Source organism: Streptomyces sindenensis (assembly GCF_014649035.1).
Lineage (GTDB): Bacteria > Actinomycetota > Actinomycetes > Streptomycetales > Streptomycetaceae > Streptomyces > Streptomyces sindenensis.
Genome location: NZ_BMSG01000007.1, coordinates 32,315 through 57,196 on the forward strand (window position 1 = coordinate 32,315; position 24,882 = coordinate 57,196).

Annotated in this window: 25 protein-coding genes; 11 read left to right on the forward strand and 14 right to left on the reverse strand. The window is 71.3% G+C overall.

Annotated elements, in window-relative coordinates; genetic code table 11:
* Positions 1 to 13: 13 nt before the first annotated feature.
* The 7 genes from IE145_RS10880 to IE145_RS10910 form a co-directional block, all read right to left on the reverse strand.
* Positions 14 to 1,459: a DUF2637 domain-containing protein gene (locus IE145_RS10880; RefSeq protein WP_189520717.1), complete on the reverse strand. Its 1,446-nt coding sequence runs from the start codon at positions 1,457 to 1,459 to the stop codon at positions 14 to 16.
* 258 nt (positions 1,460 to 1,717) lie between these two features.
* Positions 1,718 to 2,200 (reverse strand): lasso peptide biosynthesis B2 protein, encoded by a 483-nt coding sequence (locus IE145_RS10885; protein WP_189520718.1) that lies wholly within the window; start codon positions 2,198 to 2,200, stop codon positions 1,718 to 1,720.
* On the reverse strand, positions 2,197 to 2,454 hold the full coding sequence (locus IE145_RS10890) for a lasso peptide biosynthesis PqqD family chaperone (protein ID WP_189520719.1): 258 nt from the start codon (positions 2,452 to 2,454) through the stop codon (positions 2,197 to 2,199). The genes IE145_RS10885 and IE145_RS10890 overlap by 4 nt, the downstream gene beginning before the upstream one ends.
* A gap of 60 nt (positions 2,455 to 2,514) precedes the next feature.
* On the reverse strand, positions 2,515 to 4,323 hold the full coding sequence (locus IE145_RS10895; RefSeq protein WP_189520720.1) for an asparagine synthase-related protein: 1,809 nt from the start codon (positions 4,321 to 4,323) through the stop codon (positions 2,515 to 2,517).
* 294 nt (positions 4,324 to 4,617) lie between these two features.
* The gene (locus tag IE145_RS10900) at positions 4,618 to 5,304 is read right to left on the reverse strand and encodes a hypothetical protein (protein WP_189520721.1); all 687 of its coding nucleotides are present in this window, start codon (positions 5,302 to 5,304) and stop codon (positions 4,618 to 4,620) included.
* Between the two features lie 245 nt (positions 5,305 to 5,549).
* A complete protein-coding gene (locus tag IE145_RS10905) occupies positions 5,550 to 6,395 on the reverse strand; it encodes a DUF3558 domain-containing protein (RefSeq protein WP_189520722.1) in 846 nt (281 codons plus the stop codon).
* A gap of 196 nt (positions 6,396 to 6,591) precedes the next feature.
* Positions 6,592 to 7,428: a DUF3558 domain-containing protein gene (locus tag IE145_RS10910; protein WP_189520723.1), complete on the reverse strand. Its 837-nt coding sequence runs from the start codon at positions 7,426 to 7,428 to the stop codon at positions 6,592 to 6,594.
* 172 nt (positions 7,429 to 7,600) lie between these two features.
* Here IE145_RS10910 and IE145_RS10915 point away from each other — a divergent pair, with 172 nt between their 5' ends.
* On the forward strand, positions 7,601 to 8,794 hold the full coding sequence (locus IE145_RS10915) for an RtcB family protein (protein ID WP_189520724.1): 1,194 nt from the start codon (positions 7,601 to 7,603) through the stop codon (positions 8,792 to 8,794).
* A gap of 162 nt (positions 8,795 to 8,956) precedes the next feature.
* On the opposite strand, the gene IE145_RS10920 is transcribed toward IE145_RS10915, so the two are convergent.
* Both IE145_RS10920 and IE145_RS10925 read right to left on the reverse strand, forming a co-directional pair.
* Positions 8,957 to 9,634, reverse strand: a complete 678-nt coding sequence (locus tag IE145_RS10920; RefSeq protein WP_189520725.1) for an HAD family hydrolase — start codon at positions 9,632 to 9,634, stop codon at positions 8,957 to 8,959.
* 145 nt (positions 9,635 to 9,779) lie between these two features.
* Positions 9,780 to 10,520, reverse strand: coding sequence for a GntR family transcriptional regulator (locus tag IE145_RS10925; RefSeq protein WP_189520726.1), 741 nt, complete (start codon positions 10,518 to 10,520; stop codon positions 9,780 to 9,782).
* Positions 10,521 to 10,849: 329 nt separating this feature from the next.
* Between IE145_RS10925 and IE145_RS10930 the strand changes: the two genes are divergently transcribed.
* The 4 genes from IE145_RS10930 to IE145_RS10945 are packed head-to-tail and all read left to right on the forward strand — an operon-like array spanning position 10,850 to position 14,878.
* A complete protein-coding gene (locus IE145_RS10930; RefSeq protein ID WP_189520727.1) occupies positions 10,850 to 11,998 on the forward strand; it encodes an extracellular solute-binding protein in 1,149 nt (382 codons plus the stop codon).
* Positions 11,999 to 12,000: 2 nt separating this feature from the next.
* Positions 12,001 to 12,963, forward strand: coding sequence for an ABC transporter permease (locus IE145_RS10935; RefSeq protein ID WP_189520728.1), 963 nt, complete (start codon positions 12,001 to 12,003; stop codon positions 12,961 to 12,963).
* The gene (locus tag IE145_RS10940; RefSeq protein ID WP_189520871.1) at positions 12,960 to 13,808 is read left to right on the forward strand and encodes an ABC transporter permease; all 849 of its coding nucleotides are present in this window, start codon (positions 12,960 to 12,962) and stop codon (positions 13,806 to 13,808) included. The genes IE145_RS10935 and IE145_RS10940 overlap by 4 nt, the downstream gene beginning before the upstream one ends.
* Positions 13,805 to 14,878, forward strand: coding sequence for an ABC transporter ATP-binding protein (locus IE145_RS10945; protein WP_189520729.1), 1,074 nt, complete (start codon positions 13,805 to 13,807; stop codon positions 14,876 to 14,878). Before IE145_RS10940 ends, IE145_RS10945 begins: the two co-directional genes overlap by 4 nt.
* A gap of 221 nt (positions 14,879 to 15,099) precedes the next feature.
* On the opposite strand, the gene IE145_RS10950 is transcribed toward IE145_RS10945, so the two are convergent.
* The 3 genes from IE145_RS10950 to IE145_RS10960 all read right to left on the reverse strand — a co-directional run bounded on the left by IE145_RS10950 (position 15,100) and on the right by IE145_RS10960 (position 17,582).
* Positions 15,100 to 15,858: an SDR family NAD(P)-dependent oxidoreductase gene (locus IE145_RS10950; RefSeq protein ID WP_010063959.1), complete on the reverse strand. Its 759-nt coding sequence runs from the start codon at positions 15,856 to 15,858 to the stop codon at positions 15,100 to 15,102.
* 92 nt (positions 15,859 to 15,950) lie between these two features.
* Complete coding sequence (locus IE145_RS10955; protein ID WP_189520730.1) at positions 15,951 to 16,685, reverse strand: Mut7-C RNAse domain-containing protein; 735 nt, start codon at positions 16,683 to 16,685, stop codon at positions 15,951 to 15,953.
* 75 nt (positions 16,686 to 16,760) lie between these two features.
* The gene (locus IE145_RS10960) at positions 16,761 to 17,582 is read right to left on the reverse strand and encodes an AraC family transcriptional regulator (RefSeq protein ID WP_189520731.1); all 822 of its coding nucleotides are present in this window, start codon (positions 17,580 to 17,582) and stop codon (positions 16,761 to 16,763) included.
* Positions 17,583 to 17,680: 98 nt separating this feature from the next.
* Between IE145_RS10960 and IE145_RS10965 the strand changes: the two genes are divergently transcribed.
* Positions 17,681 to 18,286, forward strand: coding sequence for a TIGR03086 family metal-binding protein (locus tag IE145_RS10965; protein WP_189520732.1), 606 nt, complete (start codon positions 17,681 to 17,683; stop codon positions 18,284 to 18,286).
* On the opposite strand, the gene IE145_RS10970 is transcribed toward IE145_RS10965, so the two are convergent.
* The gene (locus tag IE145_RS10970; protein WP_189520733.1) at positions 18,192 to 18,539 is read right to left on the reverse strand and encodes a hypothetical protein; all 348 of its coding nucleotides are present in this window, start codon (positions 18,537 to 18,539) and stop codon (positions 18,192 to 18,194) included. The two genes, IE145_RS10965 and IE145_RS10970, sit on opposite strands and share 95 nt — an antisense overlap.
* A gap of 182 nt (positions 18,540 to 18,721) precedes the next feature.
* Complete coding sequence (locus IE145_RS10975) at positions 18,722 to 19,306, reverse strand: hypothetical protein (protein WP_073780093.1); 585 nt, start codon at positions 19,304 to 19,306, stop codon at positions 18,722 to 18,724.
* Between the two features lie 297 nt (positions 19,307 to 19,603).
* On the opposite strand from IE145_RS10975, the gene hemL reads away from it, so the two are divergent.
* The 5 genes from hemL (at position 19,604) to IE145_RS11000 (ending at position 24,878) form a co-directional block, all read left to right on the forward strand.
* On the forward strand, positions 19,604 to 20,911 hold the full coding sequence (gene hemL, locus IE145_RS10980) for a glutamate-1-semialdehyde 2,1-aminomutase (RefSeq protein WP_189520734.1): 1,308 nt from the start codon (positions 19,604 to 19,606) through the stop codon (positions 20,909 to 20,911).
* Positions 20,908 to 21,651 carry a histidine phosphatase family protein gene (locus IE145_RS10985; protein ID WP_189520735.1) on the forward strand — a complete coding sequence of 248 codons (744 nt, stop codon included), beginning with the start codon at positions 20,908 to 20,910 and terminating at the stop codon, positions 21,649 to 21,651. The genes hemL and IE145_RS10985 overlap by 4 nt, the downstream gene beginning before the upstream one ends.
* Positions 21,652 to 22,158: 507 nt before the next feature.
* On the forward strand, positions 22,159 to 23,421 hold the full coding sequence (locus IE145_RS10990; protein ID WP_189520736.1) for a polysaccharide deacetylase family protein: 1,263 nt from the start codon (positions 22,159 to 22,161) through the stop codon (positions 23,419 to 23,421).
* A gap of 67 nt (positions 23,422 to 23,488) precedes the next feature.
* Positions 23,489 to 24,091: a TlpA family protein disulfide reductase gene (locus IE145_RS10995; protein ID WP_189520737.1), complete on the forward strand. Its 603-nt coding sequence runs from the start codon at positions 23,489 to 23,491 to the stop codon at positions 24,089 to 24,091.
* A gap of 4 nt (positions 24,092 to 24,095) precedes the next feature.
* Positions 24,096 to 24,878, forward strand: a complete 783-nt coding sequence (locus tag IE145_RS11000) for a cytochrome c biogenesis CcdA family protein (RefSeq protein ID WP_189520738.1) — start codon at positions 24,096 to 24,098, stop codon at positions 24,876 to 24,878.
* The last annotated feature ends 4 nt before the right edge of the window (positions 24,879 to 24,882 follow it).

Genomic DNA, 24,882 nt, shown 5'->3' on the forward strand with positions numbered 1-24,882 from the left:
GTACGCCGGTGCCTCAGGCGGGCTGCTCGGCGGTCGGCCGCTGCGCGTAGGCGTCCCTGAACTGCGGCATCAGCTGCTGGAGCAGCTCCGTCGAGCGCGGGTGGCGGACGTTGCGCGTGTCGGCGAGGTGGATGTCCAGGACCTCCACGGACGGGTACTGCCCCTGCGCGTCGGTGTACTCGCTGAACACCTCGTACGCCTCCCGGGCGAAGTCGGTGTCCTCCATGGGCCACTGCTCCACCTGCGGGGCCTCCTCCGGATCGGGGACCTCCGGCGGCTCGGGGGCCTGCTCCTCCTGGCGGGGGTGCGGGACCGCGCCGATCGTGCCGACGTCACCGAGCGGCCGGGTGCGGCCGGGGCCCGCGGGGATCTGGACCGGGCCCGGCTCCGGGCCCTCGACGTGCTGCGGGTCGTACGCGCTCTCGTGGCCGTTGTCCGGCAGCTTCTGCGCGGCGAACCAGGGGCTGTCGTGGGTGGGCGGGACGGGCGGGTCCTGCTTCTGGAGCGAGGCGGGGTGGGGCTCTTGGGGCTGGGGGTGGGGCTGGGCGTGTTCCGGGTGCCGGCCCTGGTCGGGCCGGCCGTGCCCGTGGGCGTCCTGCTGGCCGTCCTGCTGGCCGTGCTCCTGGCCGTCCTGCTGCCCGTGCTCGGTGCCGGGCCGCGGTCCGTACGGCAGCTCGGCGTGAACGGGCTCGGCGGCCCGGTCCGGCCCGGCGGGGCGCAGTTCGGCCTTCGGGCGGTCGGCCTCGACGGGCACCGGCGGCAGCAGAGCCGGTTCGATGCCGGCGGCGGCCAGGCCGGCCGGGGCGGTCTCGGCGAGCGGGACCCCGTACTTCGCCAGGCGCAGCGGCATCATCGACTCGACCGGGGCCTTGCGCCGCCAGTTGCGGCCGAAGCGGGCCTGGAGGCGGGCCTGGTAGATCAGCCGGTCCTGTTCGAGCTTGATGACCTGTTCGTAACTGCGCAGCTCCCACAGCTTCATCCGCCGCCACAGCTTGAACGTGGGGATCGGCGAGAGCAGCCAGCGGGTGAGGCGGACGCCCTCCATGTGCTTGTCGGCCGTGATGTCCGCGATCCGGCCCACCGCGTGCCGGGCCGCCTCGACCGAGACGACGAACAGCACCGGGATCACCGCGTGCATCGCGGTGCCCAGCGGATCGGGCCAGGAGGCGGCGCCGTTGAACGCGATCGTCGCCGCCGTCAGCAGCCACGCCGTCTGACGCAGCATCGGGAACGGGATCCGCATCCAGGTCAGCAGGAGGTCCAGGGCGAGCAGGACGCAGATGCCCGCGTCGATGCCGATCGGGAAGACCAGGGAGAACGTCCCGAAGCCCTTCTCCTCCGCGAGTTCGCGCACGGCGGCGTAGGAACCCGCGAACCCGATCGCGGCGATGACCACCGCGCCCGCGACGACGACCCCGATGAGTATGCGGTGCGTGCGTGTCAGCTGCATCGCGGCCACCAGCGATCCCCTCCCCGACCTCTGTTACCCGAACCCGACGTGTGCCCGGCCTTGTTTTTCGGCCAGGCTTCAGACGCCCGGCGATGGCACAGCCTGGCACATGTGTGCGAGTTTCGTTACGCGGGGAGGAGCGCGGGCGGCTCGGGGCGACCGCCATGGCGGCGACTTGCCGGGGTTTCTGGCGGGATTCCCGCCCGGGGTTCGGGCCTGCCGTCGGCGGTCCCGGCCCTGAGGGCGGGGGCCTTCGGCGGGCCGGGCCTACTGATCCGTGGCCGGTTCGTCCTTCGTGGCCGGTTCTCTCTCCGCGCGGGGAAGCGGCGTGGTCGGCGGCACGGTGAACAGCCGTGAGTAGCTGTCGTAACCGCCCGTCTCGCCGATCATCTCCCGCCCGGCCTCGACCCAGGCGTGGGCGGCGAACGGCGGTGCCGTGCGCACCCCCACGCACCAGGTCGGCCAGGTCCCCCGGAACCGGCACAGCAGCGCCGTCGCCAGAGAGCGGGGCAGACAGGCGCGCAGCCCGTGCAGCCCGAGGCTGGAGGCGAGCACGGAGTCCCGCGCGGACGTGACCTCGGCGGCGTCGGCGGCCTTCGCCCCCTTGCTCAACCGGACCAGCACGCGGCGCACCACGTACGGCTTGAAGAGCGCCAGGATCCGGGCGAGGCAGATGGCGAGCCTGGTCTGGAGGCGCAGCTTCCAGGAGCGCGGCCGGTGGTCGCGGTTGAGCGCGACGGTGACGCTCACTTCTCCACCACCCCGGCGGAGCGCATGGCGTCGATCAGCGCGTGCACATCGGTGGTGGCCCGCTCGGTCTCCACGTCGAATCGTTCGGTGACCCGCCGGATCGCCTCGTCGGGTCCTTCGCCGTCCAGCAACGTCCGGACGATCACCGCACCGGGCGGGTTGAGCTGCCAGTACTGCCCGCTCTTGGAGTCCAGCAGCACGGCGCCGTAGTCGGTGTCGGTGACGACCAGATGCTTGCGGTTGCGCAGTTTCATGCCTGGCTCATCCTTGTCTGTGGGGTGGGTGCCGTCGTCGCTGCGTCGTGTGGCCGCCCGTCAGGCGACGGAACGCAGCCAGACCTCGCAGCTGAGCGTGGAGTTGATGGATCCGTCCTTCAGGTCCGGGGTGCCCGGCCGGCTGCACAGATCCGCGAGACGGGCGGCGTCGATGAGCCCCGCCTTGCCCAGCGCGCTCTCCTGCCAGAGCTCGATGAGTTCCGCGCGGTGCCGGTAGAGACCGCCGACCGCGTCGAAGCTGCCCTCGGCCTTGGAGGTGCGGGCCCGACACGCGTCCGGCAGGATCCCGCGCATCGCCTCCATCAGCAGCGGCTTGTACGCGTAGGGGGTCGCCCGGTCCTCGACGCGTACGGAGAGCGCGGCGTCCACCACGGCCTCGTCGAAGTACGGCATGGACAACGGCACTCCGGCGAGCCGGGAGGCGTCACAGGTGGACGCCATGTCCAGGGTGGTGGTGAGCAGGTTGTCCAGCTCCAGATGCCGGCTGACGACCGGACTGCGGGGCTCCGCCTCCGCGACCACCCGGGCGAGCTCCTTCGCCAGCAGCTCCCGGCAGTCGGCCGTGAGCCAGGACGGCACCACGGGCTGGCGTACCCAGTTCAGCCCGGGGGCGCTGAAGCTGAGATCGCCCGACCCGTCCAGGTCGACGGCGGCCAAGGAGCTGCGGTACGAACCCCGGTTGGCCAGTTGGCGCAGCACGGTGGTCCAGGACCATCCATAAAGAATTCCATATGCGCGAATACGCTGAAGAGAGAGAAGAGGGCGACGGGTCAGCAGGCTGTAATAGTGCGATCCGGAACTGAAGAACAGATGGTCTCCGCCCTGGCCGCCCATATGCAGCCGGGAGCCCCGTTCCGCCATGCGGGACATGAGGATTGTCGCGCGTTTCCGGCTGACTGCGATCATTCCGGGAAAATCGGACCGACAGGTGGTGTCGAGTGCGCCCGAATAGAAGAGCGGCTGTTCCTCGGGAGGGAGCTGGTAATGCTCCACGTGCGGCCATGCGGATGCGGCGACCCGCGCCCAGTGGCCGTCCTCGTTGATGGATTCGTCACCGCCGTTGGTGCAGACGATGAATTCTCCCTCGCCGAGCTGGCCCGCGGCGATCGAGCTGAGCGAGGTGGAATCGAGGCCGCCGGAGAGGTCGGAGCTCATCAGTCCGCCGCGGTGGGTGCGGGCTCGCACCGAGGAGACCAGGGCTTCCCGTACGGCCGCGGCTCCCTCGGCCATCCGCAGCCGGGACTCGGGCGGCCGGTGCCGGCGTACGGTGCGGACCCGTTCGTCGCCCGCGCCGACCACCAGGCGCAGACCGGGCTCCACGGCGTCGACGCCGAGCCACATGGTGCGGCCGTCCAGGTGTCGCGGCACCGGCAGCAGCAGCTTCCAGGCGAGCGCCGACATGTCGATGGAGGCCCCGACGAGTTCGGCCAGGCGCAGCGCCCGGTCCGAGGCGACCACCGTGCCGTCGACCCGGCCGTGGTAGACGCGCCGGGTGCCGTAGGCGGTGCCCTGGACGTGCAGCGCGCCCGCGACGCTGCCGAGCACATGGAAGTCGCCGGGCAGCACCGACGGCAGGTTGTCGAGCGCGGCGGGGGAGCCGTTCATGCGGGCGACCAGGTCCTGGAGCTCGCCCCCGAGCCGGGGAAGGGTGCCGATCAGCGCCACGGAGTCGTGCCCGGCCCGGGCCACGGCCAGGTCTTCGTCGTCCCAGTTGCCCAGGATCCAGGGGCGGCCCGAAGGGTGGTCGACCGACTTGAAGCCGGGGTGCGCGGAACGCAGGCGACGGACCACGGCCGCCGCGTCGTCCCGATCGGGAAAGGCCAGGAAGTGCGGCGTGCCGTGATCCATCACAGTCAACTCCTGAGGAACGAGTTACTAGAACCAGCCGGGGGCGTTCCAGTCGGCCTGGATGATGACGACCAGGCCGGTCTCGCTGCGGAAGGAGCCCGCGGCATTGAACTCAGGGGTCTCGTAGACAGCCTTCTTCATGGATGACACTCCTTTTCTCTCTACGGATGGAGCATGGCGAGGCTTATCGTGCTGACCCGCGATGCGTCGATCAAGAGGAGTGGCAGGTGGGTGCCACAGCGGAATGTGCGTCCCCGGCTATTTCTTCCGGCGGAGTGAAGGCCCTTGTTTCTGTTACTCGCAGCCGCGCTGCCAGTTCCAGCCGATAAACGTGTTTTTCAGGTCGACCTCGAACTCGCAGGACGCGGTTCCGTCGGCCTTGAGGGCGACGGTGGAGCGGTGCGTGTTGGCGTACACGTTGCCCGTCAGGTCGAAGATTCCCTTGTAGGTGAACGAGGCGTCGGCCACGTTGGTGGAGACGGCGCAGTTCGCGACGCAGTCGGCGGAGGTGCCCGAGGACTTCAGCGACCAGCCCGCGTTCCACGGTTCGCGGTTCCACTGCTGGGTCGCTTCGGTGGACGAGGCGGTGACCACCGTGCCGTCGGAGCTCCAGTCGGACGTCGTGTAGAGCCCCGTCATCCGGATGTTGCAGCAGTCGTACATCTCGGACCAGCTGCGGACCTGCCGGTCGCCCTGGGCGGCGGCCCGGGTCGTCCGTGCGGTCGCGGCCGGGCCGGACTTCGCGACCAGCCGTGCGGGGCCGAGCACCGGCTCGCAGTCGGGGCCGATGGAGACGTCCTGCCGTACGGCCATGCCCTCGGGCGGTACGGGCAGGGCGCCCGACAGCTTCACGTCCCCGCACGCACGGGTATCGCCGGATGCCGCCGTCGCGGGCTGGGCCGGAGCCGCGGTGGCGGCGGTGGCGGTGAGCGCGATCAGACCGGTGGTGAGCGCTGCGGCGAGTGCGATTCGATTGCGCAATGTACTTGCCTTTCCTCGGGGTTCGCCGTGGAGCGTAACGGCGCCCCGCCCGCTCGAAACGCAACCGGGAGAGGGTTGGCATGAAGGTGACAGGCGTATGCCGGCGGGATGTGCCCGAACGTGCGGAACCCGGCTCTCGGAGGAGGGCCGGGTTCCGGAAAAGCTGTGTTCACCGAGGTCGTCACGCCCCGTCGGCCGTGCGGGCCTCAGGTCACCCGGGGCGTGCGGCCCCCGGGGGCGGGACGTCAGCTCGACTTCGGCTTGGTCGTGCCCTTGCCCGTGGCCGCGTCCTTCCCGCCGCTCTCGGAGCTGTCCTTCCCGTCGCCCTTGGCGTCGTCCCCGGAGCCGCTCTTCGCCGGAGGCGTGGTCTCGGCGTCGGCGATCTCGTCGACCGCGGCGACCGCTTCCTTCGCCGCCTTCCGGGCGCCCTTGACGATGTCCGAGGAGGACGGGGTCTTCGCACCCGCGTAGCCCGCGCCGTTGTACGTCAGGGTGACGACGACGTTGCCCGTGCGCGCCACGACGGTGGCGTACACGAAGTCCTCGTCCGTCTTGCTGAGGCCGTACGTGACCAGGGTCGCCTCGTCGCCGATGCCGGCGGCGGGCTCCGCGGCGACCTTCTTGGCGCCCTCGGACTCCTTCGCCTTGGTGACCTGCTTCGTGTAGTCGGCGGTGGCGCGCTTGGCGCCGCTGCCCAGCGACTGGTCCGAGTCGAACCGGGTGAAGCCGACGTCCATCCAGCGGTACTGCGAGCCCTTGACGCCCTGGTCGTCCAGGCCGTTCCAGGAGCAGCTGCTGCGGACCGACAGGTCGGAGGACCCGCCCGCGGTGCCGCCCTTCTTCTTGGCGTCGGGCACCAGGTCCTCGATCGTCTTCTTCCCGATCGAGGTGCACGGGTCGGGCAGATCGGAGAACTTCGCCGGTTCGACGGTGGGCTCCGAGGGCTTGGTGCCGGCCGTGCCGGACGCCGAGGAGCCCGCGCTCTTCTTGCCGTCGGAGCCGGAGTCCGACGAGCAGCCGACGGCTACGAGCATCACCGGAACGGCGGCGCAGGCGAGGATGCGGGACAGGCGCGGGGCAGATCGGTGCATGGTTCCTTCACTCGGATGGCACGGAGGGGAGCCCTCGGTGCTGGAGGTCTCGGTTCGTGCGGTGTGCGGGCGGGCTCGGTAGCGGGTCGGTACGTCTTCCGGACAGCCACCGTACGACGGGCGGCCGGCCTGCCGCGCCGCCGCCGGGAGCCCCCGAGGACCGGAGAACCGGCCGGTGGGGGCTCGTCGGAGGGGGCTATTCGCTGAGCGCCTCGGCCAGCTTCCGGGCCAGTGCCTGGGCCTTCTCCTGAAGTTCCTTGCCGTCGGGCACCTGGGTGACGAGGGCCGGCTGCTCGGCGTACCGGACGGTCACGACCACGTTCGATGTGCGGAACACCACGCTCACCCGGTGATGCTGTGCGGTGGAACCTGCCGTTTTGGGTAGATCCTGTAGGAATGCGGCATCTCCGAGGTTGTCGAGGATGCGGGAGGGGAGGGCTTCCTCCGGGCTGCCGCTGCTTCCGGGGGTCCCGCCGGTGCTTTCGCCGTCGCTTCCGGAGGGCGAGGGGTCGGCGGAACCCGTGGCGTCGGCGTCGCCGTCGGCCGGATCCTTCGCCTTCTCGCTCGCCTCGCCCTTCTTGTCCTTCTCGTCGGGCGGGGTCGCCGAGGACAGGCCCGCGGCCTTCTCCTTCTTCGCGTACACGGTGTCGGCGCGGTCGTCGTCGCTGACGGCGGGGTCGTACGAGACGACGCGCTCGAAGTCGATGGAGAGGCTCCGGGTGGCGTTCGGCCCGTCGGCCTTCCAACTGCAGCCGACCTTGCGGTCCGTGTCGTACGTGACGGCCGCCGAGCCCCGGAACACCTTGTCCTGCTGGTCCCCGGGCAGTTCCGCGGCGCCGGGGAGCAGGTCCTTCAGCGTGGAGCGCGGCACGGCCCGGCAAGGGGCGGGCAGGGTGAGGTACTTGCCGGGGGGCGCGGGGGTGACCGTCGGGCTGCCCGCCTTGCTGTCGGCGCCGTTCGCGTTGCCGCCGTCGCCGGCGCTGCAGCCGACGACGAGCGCTGCGAGAAGCGCGACGCCGGGTACGTACGCCATGTGTCGCACCGTCCCAGGCTCCCTTCGGTACGGAAAACGAGTTGCCGCTCGAAGGCGGCCGATGGACACAATGTGTATCGCACGCGCTGCTGTGAATGCCGGTCGGCCGACGGGTTTGCCGACCTTGGCACCGGTTTTGCGCTTTCAGTCTTTTCGGGGGAATCGAGGAGTTATGTCGTACGTAGAGGTGCCGGGGGCGAAGGTTCCCATCCGGATGTGGACGGACCCCGCGTCGGTCGAGGACGTCGCCATGCAGCAGCTGCGCAACGTGTCCACGCTGCCGTGGATCAAGGGTCTGGCCGTCATGCCGGACGTCCACTTCGGCAAGGGGGCGACGGTCGGATCGGTGATCGCGATGCGGGGCGCGGTGTGCCCGGCGGCGGTCGGGGTGGACATCGGCTGCGGGATGTCCGCCGTCAGGACGTCCCTCACCGCGAACGATCTCCCCGGTGACCTGTCACGGCTGCGCTCCAAGATCGAGCAGGCGATTCCGGTCGGCCGGGGGATGCACGACGACGCGGTGGACCCGGGGAGGCTGCACGGGTTCCCCACGGCGGGCTGGGACGACTTCTGGGGGCGGTTCGGGGGGATCGCGGACGCGGTCAAGTTCCGTCAGGAGCGTGCCACGAAGCAGATGGGGACGCTCGGATCGGGAAATCACATGATCGAGTTCTGCCTCGACAGTGAGGGTGCGGTGTGGCTGATGCTGCACTCGGGCTCCCGCAACATCGGCAAGGAGCTTGCCGAGCACCACATCGGCATCGCGCAGAAGCTTCCGCACAACCAGGGCCTCGTCGACCGGGACCTGGCGGTCTTCATCTCGGACACCCCGCAGATGGCCGACTACCGGAACGACCTCTACTGGGCGCAGGAGTACGCCAAGTACAACCGCGCGGTCATGATGGCGCTCTTCAAGGACGTGGTCCGCCGGGAGTTCAAGAAGGCGAAGCCGGTCTTCGAGCCGGAGATCTCCTGCCACCACAACTACGTGGCGGAGGAGCGGTACGACGGGGCGGACCTGCTCGTGACCCGCAAGGGGGCGATCCGCGCCGGTTCCGGGGAGTACGGGATCATCCCCGGTTCGATGGGGACCAGTTCGTACATCGTGAAGGGCCTCGGCAACGAGAAGGCGTTCAACTCGGCTTCGCACGGCGCCGGTCGCCGGATGAGCCGGAACGCGGCCAAGCGCCGATTCACGGTGCGCGACCTGGAGGAGCAGACGCGGGGCGTGGAGTGCCGGAAGGACTCCGGTGTCCTGGACGAGATCCCGGCCGCGTACAAGCCGATCGACCAGGTCATGGAGCAGCAGCGGGACCTGGTCGAGGTCGTCGCGAAGCTCAAGCAGGTCATCTGCATCAAGGGCTGAGGTCTTTCCGGTCCGAGGCGGGTCCCCCCTGGGGGGGGATCCGCCTGCTCCCCGCCCCCGTGCGTCGTGCAGTCCGGCGTCCCCGTCACCGCGAAGATGTGGACGGAGAGGCCCGCCGGGGCCGCCCTTCTTCCTGGCACGGCCGCCCGCGCGGCACGCGGCTCAGCGCGCCGCGTCCGCCAGGTCCGCCTCCGTCAGCGAGGTCACCAGGACCGTGCGCGGACCCGGTTCGATGCCCGGCACCGACGGGACCGCGAGCAGGCGGCACCCCGCGGCCAGGGCGGCGGCCGCGCCGGTGGGGGTGTCCTCGACGGCCAGGCAGTCGGGTGCTGCCACGCCGAGCGCGGCGGCCGCGGCCAGGTACGGGTCGGGGTGCGGCTTCCCCCGCTCCGTCTCGCCCGAGGCGACCGATGCGTCGAAGCGGTGCCGGCCCAGGGTGTCCAGCACCAGGTCGGCCACGTGCCGCTCGGACGCGGTCACCAGGGCCGTCGGTACGCCCAGGGCGCGCGCCCGGTCCAGGAGCCGGAGCGCGCCCGGCTGGACGGTCACCCCGGCCGCCACCCGTGCCGTGAACTCCCGGTCCAGCCGCGCCGCCGCCTGCGCCGGGGACAGCGCGGTGCGGCCGTCGCGTACGAGGCGGTCGGCGGCGTCGGCCAGTGCGGCGCCCGCGAACGGGGCGAGCGTGCCCGGGTCGGCCGGGGAGCCCTGCGCCCGCAGGAAGCCGGCGACGGTGTCCAGCCAGGCGTGCTCGGTGTCGACGAGGGTGCCGTCCATGTCGCAGAGCAGGGCCGCCGGGCGGGGGAGCGGGGGGAGCTGGGCGTGCTGGGGGAGCGGGGGCATGGCTGGGCTCGCTGTTCCTGGGGTCGGGGGCCGGGGTGCGGGAACCGTGTGCGGAGGGCCGGGAGTGGGGGTGCGGGGGGCGTGCGCGCCGGGCACGGGGAGCCGGGCGCGGGGAGCCGCGCGGCGGTCGTGGCCGGCCCGGTCCTCAGTCCGGTGCCGTGCGTACCAGCGGGTTCGCCTGGACCGAGTTGCGTACCGTGAACACCACCGAGTCCGGCTTGTAGCGGTCGTCCGACGTCTCCACCGGGCGGCCGTCCGGGGTGGTCGTGGTGCGGCGCACCCGCAGCAGCGGTGCGCCGCGTCGTACGGCCAGCTCACGGGCGTCCGTGGTGCCCGCGGCGACCGCGTCCAGGTGGTGTTCGCCGTGGCTCATGACCACGCCCGCCTCGTCGTAGAGGCTCTGGGTGACCGACTCGCAGTCGTCCGGGAGGCGTTCGACGGCCGCCGCGACCCACCCGGCGTACACCGTGCGTTCCAGGAGCGCCGGTTCGCCGTCCAGGGTGCGGACCCGCAGGACGTGCAGGACCGCGTCGCCGGGCGCGAGGTGGAGCTGGGCGGCCTCCGCCTCGGTCGCCTTCGCGTGGCGGGAGCCGAGGACCAGGCCGCCGGGGGTGCGGCCGCCCGCCCTGGCCCACTGGGCGAAGCTGCGCAGTTCGGCGAAGCTCTGGCTGGGGGTGGTGGACAGGACCGTGCGGCGGGCGCCCTGCCGGGAGCCGATCAGCCCCTCCGACTGGAGCGTGCCGAAGGCCTGCCGGAGGGTGCCGCGCGAAACGCCGTGGGCCAGGGCGAGTTCGGACTCGGACGGCAGCTCGGAGCCCACGGGGTAGGTGCCGTCGGCGATGGCGAGGCGCAGCTCCTCGGCGATCTGCTGGTGCCGTCGGGTCACGTCTCTCCTAGGGAGCGTCATGGGGCGCCTTGGGGCGTCATGGGGCCTCGGGGCGGCGCGCGGGTGGATGGGCCAGGGTGATCATGTCATCCGTGCGAGGTGTTCCGCATCCTCGTAACTGCGCGCAGTCCATGTTCCCCGCCGAAGTGTGAACCCTGCGTCTTACCAGATTCGAGGAACGTAAACCTACGTCTTCATAACGCTTCTGACCTGCACTTTTTCCTTCCGGAAGGCTTTACCTTCCTGCTGCCCTGCTGCTAGCTTCAGCTCGCTTACTGACGATGGCTTGTCCATACAGGTGGCTCGCCGCAGACCCAGGAGTACGCATCGTGAAGGCACACCATCCCCGCCGCGTCCTGACCGCCGCGGCCCTCGTCGGCCTCACCGCTCTGGTGGCCACCGGCTGTGGCTCCGCCCCCGACAACGCGGGCGGGCAGAACAGCAAGGCGGCGAAGGCGGAGTCGGCGGCGGACCTCGGCGGTATGGAGGAGCTCGTCGCGGCGGCGGAGAAGGAGGGCAAGCTCAACGTCTACGCCCTCGCGCCGGACTGGGCCAACTACGGCGAGATGATCGCGGCGTTCGAGAAGAAGTACGCCATCGAGGTCAACAACGAGGACCCGGGCGGCAGCAGCCAGGGCGCGCTGAACGCGGCGGCCAAGCGCAAGGGCCAGGAGCGGGCCGTGGACGCGCTGGACCTGGGCACCTCGTACATGCAGGAGGCCAAGAAGCAGGGCCTGCTCGCGCCGTACAAGGTCAAGGGCTGGGGCGACATCCCGGACACGCAGAAGCAGCCGGACGCCTCCTTCATGAACAACTACGGCGGCTACATCTCCATCGGCTGTGACGCCAAGGCGGTGAAGAACTGCCCGGAGACGTATCGGGACCTGCTCAAGCCCGAGTACCGGAACAAGGTCGCGCTCAACGGCGACCCGACCGAGTCCAGTTCGGCGCTGGCCGCGGTGATCGCGGCCTCGCTCGCGGCCGGCGGTTCCCTGGACGACGCACAGCCGGGGCTCGACTTCTTCCAGGAGCTGCGGAAGAAGGGCAACTTCGTTCCCGCGAAGTCCACGCTGGCCACCATCCAGCAGGGCGAGACGCCGATCTCGATCGACTGGGACTACCTCAACCTGGGGTACGGCCAGAAGCTCGAGCCCAAGGGCGTCGACTGGCAGGTCGTGGTGCCCGCCGACGGCCTGTACGCGCGCTACTACAACCAGGGCGTCAACAAGTACGCCCCGCACCCGGCGGCCGCCCGGCTGTGGCTGGAGTTCATCTACAGCCCCGAGGGCCAGAACATCTGGCTCAAGGGCTTCTCCCGCCCGGCGCTCCTGGAGGCGATGAAGAAGGACGGCACCGCCGACAAGGCCGCCGTCGCCCGGATCCCCGAGGTCCACGGCACTCCGCAGGCGCCGACCGCGGAGCAGGAGGCGAAGGCCAAGGAGACCGTCGTCCAGGGCTGGGGCAAGGCGGTCAGCTGACCATGCCCGACCAGACCGCACTTCCCGCCCCTGTCACGGGCTCCGTGCCCGTGACGGGCACGGCCGCCCCCGTGCCGCCCGCCCCGGCCGCCGCCGGGGGCGGGGGCGCCCCCCGCCGCCGTGGCGTGCGGGGGCACCGGTGGCCCGTCGTCGTCCCGTTCTTCGCGTTTCTCGCGGTGTGCTTCGGGCTGCCCGCCGGGACCATGATGTACGGGGCGTTCACCGTCCTGGACCCGGAGAGCGGTGCGAGCCGCTTCTCCACGGAGAACGTCAGCGGTTCGCTGTCCGGGGCGTACGCCACCGGGCTGACCGGGAGTGTCGAACTCTCGCTCGTGACCGCCCTGTTGGCGACCGTGATCGGCACGCTGATCGCCCAGGCCGTCGTCACGTCGCCGCGCCCGGCGCTGCGTGGGGTCGTCGTCTCGGCGAGCGGGGTGCTCGCCAACTTCTCCGGGGCGCCGCTCGCCTTCGCGTTCATCGCGACGCTCGGTACGACCGGCACGGTCACCCAGCTCCTCCACCTGGACCGGACCGGCTTCAGCCTCTACAGCTTCACCGGTCTGGTGCTGGCCTACCTCTACTTCATGGTCCCGCTGATGGTGGTGACCGTGCTGCCCGCGCTCGACGGGCTGCGCTCCCAGTGGCAGGAGGCCGCCGCTTCCTGCGGGGCGACCCGGGGGCAGTACTGGCGCCACGTCGGGGTCCCGGTGCTGACGCCGTCGCTGCTCGGCGGCGCGGTGCTGATGTTCGGTACGGCGTTCGCCTCGCACGCCACCGCCGCCGTGATGGTCGGCTCCTCGCAGCCGCTGATCACGATCCAGATCGCCAACGCGCTCAACGGCAACGTCCTGGTGGGGCAGGAGAACCTGGCCCTGGCCATGAGCCTCAACATGGTCGTGATCGCGCTGCTCGTGATGGCCGTACAGATACCGTTGCAGCGCAGGAGTGCCCGATGGCTCGGATGAAGTTGACCTCGCGGGCCGTCGTCCTGCCGCTCGCCGCGCTGTACTTCCTGGTGCCCATCGGCGCCTCGATCTGGTTCAGCGTCAACGAGGTCGAGGGCATCAGCTTCGACGCGTACACCCAGGGGCTCGGCACCGAGGGGCTGACCACCAGCCTGATGCTCTCGGTGCGCCTGGGCCTGGCCACCATCGTCTGCGGGCTGCTCCTGATGGTGCCGACCCTGGTGGCGGTCGCGCTCTATCTGCCGGGGCTGCGCCGGACCGTCGAGATCCTGTGCATGATGCCGCTGGTGGTCCCGCCGATCGCGCTGGTCGCGGGGGTGACCACGGTGCTGTCCTGGGAACAGGACCTGGCCGACACGCCCTTCTACATGACCTTCCAGATGCTGCGGGACGAGAACTTCCCGCTCGTCCTCGTCCTTGTGTACACGGTCATGTCCCTGCCGTTCCTGTACCGCTCGCTGGACGCCGGGCTGCGCGCCGTCGATCTGCGCACGCTCGTCGAGGCCGCCCGCTCGCTCGGTGCCTCCCGGCTCCAGACCCTGTGGCAGGTGATCGTGCCGAACCTGCGGACCGCCGTGGTGGGCGGCGCGGTCCTCAGCCTGGCCATGGTGCTCGGCGAGTACACCGTCGCCTCCGTGCTCTCCTACCGTCCGTTCTCCGTCTGGATGGTGGAGATCAAGGACTCCGAGGCGCAGCTCTCGGTGGCGGCCGCGATGCTGAGCCTGCTGATCACGTGGGGGCTGCTGCTCCTGCTCACCACCCTGGCCGGTGGCCGCAGCCGCCGTCGTACGCCCCCGAACTCCGGACGCGAGAACCGCGAGAACCGAAAGAAGACCGTGTCATGACCGTCCCCGTGCATCTCAAGCAACTGCGCCGGAAGTTCGGCTCCACGGTCGCGCTCGACGGGCTCGACCTGGAGATCGCCGCGGGCGAGATGGTCGCCCTGCTCGGCCCGTCCGGCTGCGGGAAGACCACCGCCCTGCGCATCGTCGCGGGCTTCGAGACCGCCGACGGCGGCGAGCTGCTGATGGGCGGCGACGACGTCACCTCCGTCCCGGCCAACCGCCGGGACATCGGCATGGTGTTCCAGTCGTACAGCCTGTTCCCGAACATGACGGCCGCCGAGAACATCGCGTACGGCCTGCGGGTACGGGGCCGGGGTGCCGCCGAACGCAAGCAGCGGGCGGGGGAGTTGCTGGATCTGGTCGGGCTGCCCGGCCGTGAGGGCCACTACCCGCACCAGCTCTCCGGCGGCCAGCAGCAGCGCGTCGCACTCGCCCGCGCCCTGGCGATCCGGCCCAAGGTGCTGCTCCTGGACGAGCCGCTGTCCGCCCTGGACGCCAAGGTGCGGCTCAGCCTCCGCGAGGAGATCCGGCGCATCCAGCTGGATCTGGGCATCACCACCGTCTTCGTCACCCACGACCAGGAGGAGGCGCTGTCCATGGCGGACCGCGTCGCCGTGATGAAGGACGGCCGGCTCGAACAGTGCGCCGCCCCGAGCGAGTTGTACGACCGCCCGGCCACGCCGTTCGTCGCCGAGTTCGTCGGCACCATGAACCGGCTGCCGGGCACCGTCCGGGACGGCGGGGTCGTCGAGCTGTTCGGGCGGCGGCTGCCCGTCCACGGCGAGCGGCCCGCCGCCGGCGCCGAGGTCGACGTCCTGCTGCGCCCCGAGGGGCTGGCGGTGGGCGCCGCCGACGACGGGGTGGGGACCCCGGCGACCGTACGGGTGGCGACCTTCCTCGGGCCCACCACCCGGCTGCACCTGACCACCGATTCCGGGGTCGCGTGCAAGGCGGACCTGCCCAGCTGGGAGGCGACCGCCCTGGCTCCGGGAGCGCGCTGCACGATCACCCCGCACGAGCACCCCGTGCTCGTCGCCGAGCGGGCCGGTGCCCCGTCCGTCACGGTGTAGATGAAGGGGAGCGAGTCCGCGAGGGCCGGAAAGCCGGCCGCCGCGAGCGCTGCGCGTGATGCCCCTGAACCTGTCGCGTGATGCCCCTGGACCTGTGGCACGGCGGTGCCGAGGCCGCCTGTGGCACGGCGGTGCCGAGGCCGACGACGTCACGGTGGGCCGAGACCGAAGACCACGGGGGCCCGGGACCGGTACGCCGGTCCCGGGCCCCCGTGCCGTGCTCACAGCGTGCGGTGCACCTTCGTGTTGGAGGCCTGGGCGCGCGGGCGGACGACCAGGAGGTCGATGTTGACGTGGCTGGGGCGGGTGACGGCCCAGCCGATCGTGTCGGCCACGTCCTCGGCGGTCAGCGGGGCGTCGACGCCCGCGTAGACCTTGGCGGCCTTCTCGGTGTCGCCGCGGAAGCGCGTGGTGGCGAACTCCTCGGTCCTGACCATGCCGGGGGCCACCTCGATGACGCGGACGGGGGTGCCGACGATCTCCAGCCGCAGGGTCTCGGCCAGGACGTGCTCGCCGTGCTTGGCGGCGACGTACCCGCCGCCGCCCTCGTACGAGGAGAGCGCCGCGGTCGACGAAAGGATCACGATCGTGCCGTCGCCGCTCGCGGTGAGGGCGGGCAGCAGGGCCTGGGTGACGTTGAGCGTGCCGATCACGTTCGTCTCGTACATCTGGCGCCAGTCGGCGGGATCGCCGGTCGCCACCGGGTCGGCCCCGAGCGCCCCGCCCGCGTTGTTGACGAGGACGGCGAGGGAGCGGAACGCGGTGGCGAACTCGTCGACCGCCGCCCGGTCGGTGACGTCCAGGGCGTACGCCGTCGCCTGGTGACCGGCCTCGTTGAGCTCGGCGGCCAGCGCCTCGATGCGGTCCTTGCGGCGCGCGGTGAGGACGACGCGGAAGCCCTCGGCGGCCAGCGTACGGGCGGTCGCGGCGCCGATGCCGCTGCTCGCGCCGGTGACGACGGCGATGGGGGTGGCGGCCATGGCGGATCTCCTCGGGCGGCTGCTGAACGGGTACGGGGCAAGGATAGGCAGGCGTCGCGGGGCGCCCCGTGCGCGGTGCGCGGTGCGCGCCGTTACGCCGGTGGGCGCCCGAACTCGCGGACGGCGTCGGACACGATCGTCTCCAGGTGGCCGTGGTGGGCGCCGCGCCAGTACACCCGGGAGCACTCCGTGCACTGGGCGAACACGTCGTACGCCTCCTGCGTGCCGTGCTCCAGCAGTCCGCTCACGGAGTCCTTGGCGGCCCCGGTCAGGGTCCCGTTGCACGAGGTGCAGCGGGACCACGGGTCCAGGGCCGGGGCGAAGCGGCCGAGCACGTCGCGGAGCTGCTCCGTGGGGCGGTCGCTGTAGACGTACGCCCCCGCCCAGATCTCGCGGCGGCGCAGCAGCCCGCGGTCCCGGGAGAGCAGGACGCGCCGCTCGCGCGCGGAGAGGGCGGCCAGGGCGGGGTCGCCGATGTCCTCGCTCTCGTACGCGGCGTCGACGCCCAGGAGCCGCAGCCGGCGGGCCAGCGTGCCGAGATGGACGTCGAGGAGGAAGCGCAGGGGTGCGCCGGGGACCCGCTGGGGGCGTTCCACGGCGCGTACGTCGACGTGTTCGCCGGGGCCGGGCACGTGCGAGCGGGCCACCGGGGCGCCGTTCACCAGCAGCGTTCCGGCCTCGGTGAGCGGGACGCCGAGGGACTCGATGACATGGCCGAGGGTCGAGGAGCCGTCGGTGACGAGGGGGGTGGGCCCGCCGCGTCGGTCATGCGGGACGAAGAGCCGCAGCTCAGGGGCTACTTCGAGGGTGATCTCGGGGCCGTTCACCCGGTCAGGATGCCACCGGCGGGGGACGGCCTGCCAGGGATTTGGCGGGGCGCGCGGGTGTGCGCCCCGGCCGGTTCAGTGCGGTGCGAACGCCGTCGGGGGCACGCCCACCGTCGCGGTGAAGTCCCGCACCAGATGGGCCTGGTCGCTGTAGCCGAGGTCCGCCGCGAGCCGCGCCCAGTCGACTTCCGGGCCGGACTCGGCGGCCTCCAGCGCCTCGTGGACGCGGTAGCGGAGGATGACCCACTTCGGGCCGACGCCGACATACGCCGCGAACAGCCGTTGCAGGGAGCGGGCGGAGAGTCCGGTGTCCCGGGCGAGCCCGTCCACCCGGCGCACCGTGCGGTCGGTACGCACCCGGTCGACGGCGGCCATCGCGAGAGCCGCCCGGGAGTCGGGGCGCGGCTCCAGCGCCAGCAGGAAGACGTCCAGCGCCGCGACCCGCGCGTCCTCGTCGTCCGGGCCGAGGACCGCGTCGACGGGGGGCGGCAGCCGCAGCACCCCGGCCGCGTCGGCCCGCAGCCCGGTCCAGGCGGAGACCGGGGGCCCGGGGGCGAACGGGCGGAAGCCGCCGGGCCGGAACTGCACCCCGCAGACCCGGCCGCGCCCGGCCAGCTTCCGGGTGAAGAGCCCGGGGTCCACCCCCGCCACCTCGGCGTACCCGGACCGCTCCCGGGGGCTGTCCCCCGCCTCGTACCGCTGGCAGACCAGGTTCACCGACGGGTGCGGGACGACATGGGCGGCGTACGGCTCGGCGAGGTCCCAGTCGATCAGCCAGTAGTGCTCCAGATACGGGCGCAGCGCGGCGGCGGGCTCGCGGCGGCGGAAGCGGACGTGCGCGAAGAGGTCCGGGGCGTCGACGATGCCCCGGGTGTCGCGGCGGGGTCCGGCGGCCATGACCACGATTTTAGTGGGGGCTCCGGTCGAGTGGGGGATCCGGACGTCTGTCGTGTTTCTTCAAGACGCGGGCCGGGCGCCCGGCGCAGGGTGGGGGCATGACTCAGACGATCGGTGAACTGCTGGAAACCGCCGCGGACCGGGCCCTGCCCGTGGTGCGGGGGATCGACGACGGGCAACTGGGCGGCCCCACGCCCTGCGCCGAGTACGACGTACGGGCGCTGCTGAACCACCTGTTCCTGGTGGTCGTGAACTTCCAGGCCCTGGCGGCCCGCGAGGACGTGGATTTTGGTCAGGAGCCGGACTTCGTGGCGGACGGCGACTGGCGGGGCAGGTTCGGCGAGGAGACGGCCCGGCTGGTGGCGGCGTGGAGCGTGCCGGGTGTCGAGGAGGGCACGACGGGGCGGATGGGGCTGCCGGCCCGGACGGTGGGGCTCATGGTGCTCGGCGATCTGACCGTGCACGCCTGGGACCTGGCGCGGGCGACCGGCACGGACTTCGAGCCGGACCGGAGCGTGCTGGACGAGGTGGGCCCGGGGCTGGCGGCGATGGCTCCGCAGGCCCGGGAGATGAATATGTTCGGCGAGCCGTTCCCGGTGCCGGAGAGCGCTACGGCTTTCGAACGGCTGCTGGCGGTGACGGGGCGCGATCCGGGGTGGACGCGGGGGACGGCGGCCGGGGCGAGCGGGACGACCGCGGGCTGAGCCCGGAGGGCGGGCCGGCGGGAGCGGGCGCGTCGGACGGCGCGTCGTAGAGGGGGCCGAGCGCGGCGTACGCGTCGTCGACGATCTCCTCGGCGAGGAGGAGCATCTCCTGCTCTGCCAGCCGGGCCGCCCGGTGGGTGTACGGGGACGGTGGCGCCGGGTGCCTGCGGCGCCACCAGCAGTCGCAGGCGGCGTAGATGCCGCCGCCGAAGACGAGCACGGGGATGGACAGGGCCAGCAGAACGTCGCCCACGGCGGACCTCCTCGATGGTCGGTGTCCTGTCCATCGGCGTGCCGGGCGGGTCGGCTGAAGACCTGTCGTCGGCCAAATACCCCTGAGACCTGGCCGGAATGTGACCGGACGCGTGCGCGTGGGTGCGTCTGTTTGAACGCCTCGACCCGCTGTGCGGCCGGATCGACCGAGAAGAGCCGGGATCAGGGCCAGACCAGGCAGTACGCCTGATGTCCCGCGTCGTGCAGGCGGTGGGAGAAGTCCTGCCACTCGTGGAGCAGCTGGTAGACGTTGAACGCGTCGCGCGGGCCGCCGCGGTCGGGGACCGTGGACCAGATGAAGGCCGCCGCGCCGACCGACTCCTCGCCGACGCCGCGCAGCGGGTCGACGACGGTCATCGGGAGCTTGACCACGGCGTAGTCGGGGTGGAGGACGACCAGTTCCAGCGGGGGGACCTTGTGCAGGGGTATGCCCTGGATGCCGGTGAGGACCATGGCGGCCACGGTCTCCGGCTTGATCTTGGTGAACATGCCGCCCATGCCCAGCTCGTCACCGCCGAGCTCCTCCGGGCGCATCGAGATGGGCACCCGTGCGGCGGTGGCGCCGTCCGGCGCGCCGAAATACTTGTACGTCACCCCCATCCCGCCCCCGCTCCTGGTCCCGGGGGGCGGCGTGCTCTCCGCGCCCCTGCTCTGTGCGCGCTCGGCCCTGCGCCGGTGCCGCCCTCGCCGGGCAGGCTCGGGCCCCAGGTCGTCGGTCCCTTCGCCCACTCCGCCACCGCGATGCATATCTCATCCACCCGACTACTTCTTAGGAGACACAGCCCCCGCCGCGCAACCCGATCATCGTGTCAGTGACCTCCCCCGCGGGAGTGCGGTGAAACACCTGTCCGCAAAGACCGTCCGTGCCTCTGACACCATGGCATGGGTGAGCTTTCCCTGTGACGCCCCAGTTTCGCAGACGCGAGAGCACTGACGCTCTTTCGTGATACGAGGGGAGCGCCCTCCCTGCTCACCGGTGGCCGAGATCGTTCGGGATTTCCCGGCCCGGCCCCTCCGACACCCGAATCGCAGATCAGGACCAAAGTGGCGTATTCATACGAAGCCCCAGTTTCGCAGTCGCTGTTCGACCGGGCGTCCGTCGTGACGCCCGGCGGCGTGAACTCTCCCGTGCGTGCCTTCCGGGCCGTGGGCGGTACGCCCAGGTTCATGGTCTCCGGCACCGGTCCGTACCTCACCGACGCCGACGGCCGTGAGTACGTCGACCTCGTCTGCTCGTGGGGGCCGATGATTCTCGGCCACTCTCACCCCGAGGTCATCGCAGCCGTCCAGGAAGCGGTCTCCCGGGGCACCTCCTTCGGCACGCCGGGTGAGGGCGAGGTCGCGCTCGCCGAGGAGATCGTGGCGCGGATCGAGCCGGTCGAGCAGGTGCGCCTGGTCTCCTCCGGCACCGAGGCGACGATGTCGGCGATCCGGCTGGCCCGCGGCTTCACGGGCCGGGCCAAGGTCGTGAAGTTCGCCGGCTGCTACCACGGCCACGTGGACGCGCTGCTCGCCGCCGCCGGATCGGGCCTGGCCACCTTCGGGCTGCCCGACACCCCGGGTGTCACGGGCGCCACGGCCGGGGACACCGTGGTGCTGCCGTACAACGACCTGGACGCGGTCCGCGCCGCCTTTGCCGCGCACCCGGGCGAGATCGCCTGCGTGATCACCGAGGCCTCGCCCGGCAACATGGGCGTCGTCCCGCCGGCGGACGGCTTCAACGCCGGGCTCAAGGAGCTCTGCGCGGCCGACGGCGCGCTGTACATCTCCGACGAGGTCATGACGGGTTTCCGTACGTCGAAGGCCGGCTGGTACGGCGTCGACGGCGTCCGCCCCGACCTGATGACCTTCGGCAAGGTGATGGGCGGCGGCTTCCCCGCCGCGGCCTTCGGCGGTCGCGGCGACGTGATGGCGCACCTGGCCCCGGCCGGCCCGGTCTACCAGGCGGGCACCCTCTCCGGGAACCCGGTCGCCACGGCCGCCGGGCTCGCCCAGCTGCGGCTGCTGGACGACGCGGCGTACGCGAAGATCGACGCGGTCTCCGCCGAGCTGCGCTCCCTGGTGGGCGACGCGCTGACCAAGGAGGGCGTCGCGCACACGGTGTCGGCCGCGAGCAACATGTTCTCCGTCTTCTTCACCGACCGGCCGGTGCGGAACTACGACGACGCCAAGAAGCAGGACGTCTTCCGCTTCACCGCGTTCTTCCACTCCATGCTGGAGCAGGGCGTCTACCTGCCGCCCTCGGCGTTCGAGTCCTGGTTCGTCTCCACGGCCCACGACGAGCGGGCGATCGAGCGCATCGCCGCCGCCCTGCCCGCCGCCGCCCGCGCCGCATCGGAGGCCACCGCATGAGCCAGAACAGCACCGGCCCCGAAGGCTCCGGCTCCGAAGGCGTCGACCGCGACGAGCAGCTGACCGTGGTGCACGTCGTCCGGCACGGCGAGGTGGACAACCCGGACGGCGTGCTCTACGGCCGCCGCCCCGGCTACCACCTCTCCGACCTGGGCCGGAAGATGGCCGACCGGGTCGCCGAGCACCTGGAGAAGCGCGACATCACCCATGTCGTCGCCTCCCCGCTGGAGCGCGCCCAGGAGACCGCCGACCCCATCGCGAAGGCGCACGGCCTGGACCTGGCCACCGACGCCCGGCTGATCGAGGCCGCCAACGTCTTCGAGGGCAAGACCTTCGGCGTCGGCGACGGCGCGCTGCGCAAGCCGGACAACTGGAAGCACCTCACCAACCCGTTCAAGCCGTCCTGGGGCGAGCCGTACATCGAGCAGGTCGTCCGGATGATGGGCGCGATCGACACGGCGCGGGACGCGGCGCGCGGGCACGAGGCGGTCTGCGTCAGCCACCAGCTGCCGATCTGGATCCTGCGGTCCTTCGTGGAGCGCCGCCGCCTGTGGCACGACCCGCGCAAGCGGCAGTGCACGCTGGCCTCGCTGACCAGCTTCACCTACCGGGGCGACAAGATCGTCTCGGTCGGCTACTCGGAGCCGGCCCGGGACCTGGTGCCCGCGCATCTGCTGGCCGGGGCCAAGCCGGTGAAGGGGAAGGCCGCGAAGGGCCAGTCGAAGGCGTTCGGGGCGTAGTCCGACGCCACGGACGGCAACACGGGGCGCCAACACGGGGCGCCAACACGGGGTGCCAACCCCGGGCGCCACGGCACGACGCCAGGACGAGACGGACGTACGGGACCGGCTGCCGCACACTGCGGCGGGCGGTCCCGTCCCCTTTTTCCGTGTCGCCCGTCCCCCCCCCGCGTCGAACGCTCGGCGGCGCCCCCCCCGGCCGGCACGGCGAACGATCCCCGCGACCGCGCATGAGTTCGACGGGGCGGGGAAGTCGATCCGCTGTCCGTCCGGCCCGCGATCCGCGATCCGCCGGCCGGTGGCAGAACTGCGGAGGGCCGTTCCCGCGTCCCCGCCTTCAGGGTGGCTCGTGAGGATGTGCGAGAGCCGCATGGGCGTCTCGTCGCGATCGGAAGGTAAAGCGCAAAGAAAGTCCCTAAATGCACGGAACCGACGTGTTGCGCACCTCATCTAACCCTGCAGCAGTTTGTATGGACTTGAGATAAAACGACCGCAGATGGGGACGGTATGCGCGACATCGATCGAAGGGGCCTGCTCGGCGCAGGGCTCGGGGCCGCAGCCGCGATCGGGCTCGCCGCCTGTGGCACCTCGGGCTCCGCCGGTGATGGGGGGTCCGGCCGGGGCGGCACGGGCGCGGGCGACTCCGGCGCCGGAGGCAACGGCAGTGGAAACGGTTCGCCGAAGAACAAGGTCCGGCTGATCGGTGACGGTTCGACGGCCGACACCGGCAAGCAGCCCCATCAGCCCGAGGCCCCGGTCCCGCTCGAACCCGGCCAGAAGCCGCCGCAGTTCGTGATCTTTTCCTGGGACGGTGCGGGCGAGGTCGGCAACGGGCTCTTCCCGCGCTTTCTCGAACTCGCCAAGGAACACGACGCGGCGATGACCTTCTTCCTCTCCGGCATCTATCTGCTGCCCGAGTCGAAGAAGTCCCTCTACCGTCCGCCGAACAACCCCCGCGGCGCCTCCGACATCGGCTATCTCACCGATGATCACGTCAAGGACACACTGAAGTACGTACGTCAGGCGTGGCTGGACGGCCATGAGATCGGCACCCACTTCAACGGGCATTTCTGCGGCGGTTCCGGATCCGTGGAGCGCTGGACTCCGGCCCAATGGCACAGCGAGATCAATCAGGCTATGTCGTTCGTCACGGAATGGCGGACCAACACCGGCTGGGAGAACGAGGAGCCGCTCCCGTTCGACTACCGCAAGGAACTGGTCGGCGGCCGCACCCCCTGTCTGCTCGGCCAGGACAACCTCCTGCCGACCGCGCGCAAGCTGGGCTGGCGCTACGACGCCAGCTCGCCCGGCGGTCGTCAGACCTGGCCCGTGAAGCGCGGCGGCGTCTGGGACCTGCCGCTCCAGGCGATGCCGTTCCCCGGCCACTCCTTCGAGGTCCTCTCGATGGACTACAACATCCTCGCCAACCAGTCGAATAATTCGACCAAGGGCATGCCTTCGCGTTATCCCGGCTGGCGGCAGCAGGCGACCGGCGCCTATCTCGCCGGATTCCAGCGCGCCTACGAGTCGAATCGCGCGCCGTTCTACATCGGCAACCACTTCGAGGAGTGGAACGGCGGCATTTACATGGACGCCGTGGAAGAAGTGATCAAGAAGGTCGCGGACAAGGACGACGTGCGTCTCGTCTCGTTCCGGCAGTACGTCGACTGGCTCGACGCCCAGGATCCCGCCGTGCTCGCCAAGCTCCGGACGCTGGACGTCGGACAGGCGCCCGCAGGCGGCTGGAACTCCTTCTTTAAACAGGCTTGACAAGGGGCTTTACGGGCACCGAGGGGGGCGCGCAGATCCCCGGAAACTGCCATGCGAAACTTTTCACATGAGCTTTGGCCGCGCGTCCCGACGCCGCTTCACCCTGCTCGCCGCCACCGCCGTGGCCGGTGCCCTGACACTGTCCGCGTGCGGCGACGGCAACAAGGCCGGGGGTGGCGGCAACACCAACTTCATCACCGGCAGCGGAGGCATCTCCACCGTCGCGAAGGCGGACCGGGTGGCCGCGCCGAAGCTCGACGGCGAGGGGCTGGACGGCAAGCCGCTCGACGTCGCGGACTACCAGGGCAAGGTCGTCGTGCTCAACGTCTGGGGCTCCTGGTGCGGCCCCTGCCGGCTGGAGGCGAAGTACTTCGCCCAGGTCTCCGAGGAGACGAAGGACCAGGGTGTCCAGTTCGTCGGGATAAACACCCGGGACCCCGAGCGGGACAAGGCGATCAACTTCGAGAAGGACTACGGGGTGAAGTACCCCAGCTTCTACGACCCGATCGGCAAGCTCATCCTCCGCTTCCCCAAGGGCACCCTGAACCCGCAGGCCATCCCGTCCACCGTGGTCATCGACCGGGACGGCAAGATCGCGGCCCGCACGCTCCAGGCGCTGAACGCGGACGAGCTGCGCGAGATGATCGACCCGATCATCGCGGAGAAGTGATCCGGTGATCCCGCTCGCCGCCCACCACGAGACCGTCACGCTGGCCGCGTACAACGACACCGTCCTGTCCGGGGCGCTGCTGGTCGCTCTGCCGCTCGCCCTGCTGGCCGGTCTCATCTCCTTCTTCTCGCCGTGCGTCCTCCCGCTGGTGCCCGGCTATCTGAGTTACGTCACCGGGGTCAGCGGCACCGACCTGGCCGACGCACGCCGGGGCCGGGTGGTGGCCGGCGCCTCGCTGTTCGTCCTCGGCTTCACCGCGGTGTTCGCCTCCACCGGCGCGCTCTTCGGCTATTTCGGCCAAGAGCTCCAGGCCTACTCCGAGGTGCTCAACAAGGTCCTCGGCGTCCTGATGATCCTGATGGGCGTCTTCTTCATGGGGCTCCTGCCGGGCGTGACGCAGCGCGAGTTCCGCCTCCACAAACGGCCAGTCACCGGTCTGGCCGGCGCACCCCTGCTCGGCGCCCTGTTCGGGATCGGCTGGACCCCGTGCATCGGCCCGACGCTCTCCTCCGTGCTGGCGCTCTCGACCCAGAGCGCCACCGCCGGACGCGGCGCGATACTGACCGTCGCGTACTGTCTCGGACTCGGTGTCCCGTTCGTCCTGGCCGCCGTCGCCTTCCGCAGGGCGCTCGGCGCGTTCGGCTGGGTCAAGCGCCACTACGCATGGGTGATGCGGATCGGCGGCGGCATGATGATCGTGACCGGAATCCTGCTGCTGACCGGCGTGTGGGCCACGCTCATGCAGCAGATGCAGAGCTGGTCCAGCGGCTTCGTTGTAGGGATCTGAGTCC

Bases quoted from the DNA above. Each gene is read 5' to 3' on its own strand.
- IE145_RS10890 (WP_189520719.1), bottom strand. From the start codon at position 2,454: ATGAAACTGCGCAACCGCAAGCATCTGGTCGTCACCGACACCGACTAC.
- IE145_RS10895 (WP_189520720.1), bottom strand. From the start codon at position 4,323: ATGGATCACGGCACGCCGCACTTCCTGGCCTTTCCCGATCGGGACGAC.
- IE145_RS10905 (WP_189520722.1), bottom strand. From the start codon at position 6,395: ATGCACCGATCTGCCCCGCGCCTGTCCCGCATCCTCGCCTGCGCCGCC.
- IE145_RS10910 (WP_189520723.1), bottom strand. From the start codon at position 7,428: ATGGCGTACGTACCCGGCGTCGCGCTTCTCGCAGCGCTCGTCGTCGGC.
- IE145_RS10915 (WP_189520724.1), top strand. From the start codon at position 7,601: ATGTCGTACGTAGAGGTGCCGGGGGCGAAGGTTCCCATCCGGATGTGG.
- IE145_RS10920 (WP_189520725.1), bottom strand. From the start codon at position 9,634: ATGCCCCCGCTCCCCCAGCACGCCCAGCTCCCCCCGCTCCCCCGCCCG.
- IE145_RS10935 (WP_189520728.1), top strand. From the start codon at position 12,001: ATGCCCGACCAGACCGCACTTCCCGCCCCTGTCACGGGCTCCGTGCCC.
- IE145_RS10940 (WP_189520871.1), top strand. From the start codon at position 12,960: ATGAAGTTGACCTCGCGGGCCGTCGTCCTGCCGCTCGCCGCGCTGTAC.
- IE145_RS10945 (WP_189520729.1), top strand. From the start codon at position 13,805: ATGACCGTCCCCGTGCATCTCAAGCAACTGCGCCGGAAGTTCGGCTCC.
- IE145_RS10950 (WP_010063959.1), bottom strand. From the start codon at position 15,858: ATGGCCGCCACCCCCATCGCCGTCGTCACCGGCGCGAGCAGCGGCATC.
- IE145_RS10960 (WP_189520731.1), bottom strand. From the start codon at position 17,582: ATGGCCGCCGGACCCCGCCGCGACACCCGGGGCATCGTCGACGCCCCG.
- IE145_RS10965 (WP_189520732.1), top strand. From the start codon at position 17,681: ATGACTCAGACGATCGGTGAACTGCTGGAAACCGCCGCGGACCGGGCC.
- IE145_RS10975 (WP_073780093.1), bottom strand. From the start codon at position 19,306: ATGCATCGCGGTGGCGGAGTGGGCGAAGGGACCGACGACCTGGGGCCC.
- IE145_RS10985 (WP_189520735.1), top strand. From the start codon at position 20,908: ATGAGCCAGAACAGCACCGGCCCCGAAGGCTCCGGCTCCGAAGGCGTC.
- IE145_RS10990 (WP_189520736.1), top strand. From the start codon at position 22,159: ATGCGCGACATCGATCGAAGGGGCCTGCTCGGCGCAGGGCTCGGGGCC.
- IE145_RS10995 (WP_189520737.1), top strand. From the start codon at position 23,489: ATGAGCTTTGGCCGCGCGTCCCGACGCCGCTTCACCCTGCTCGCCGCC.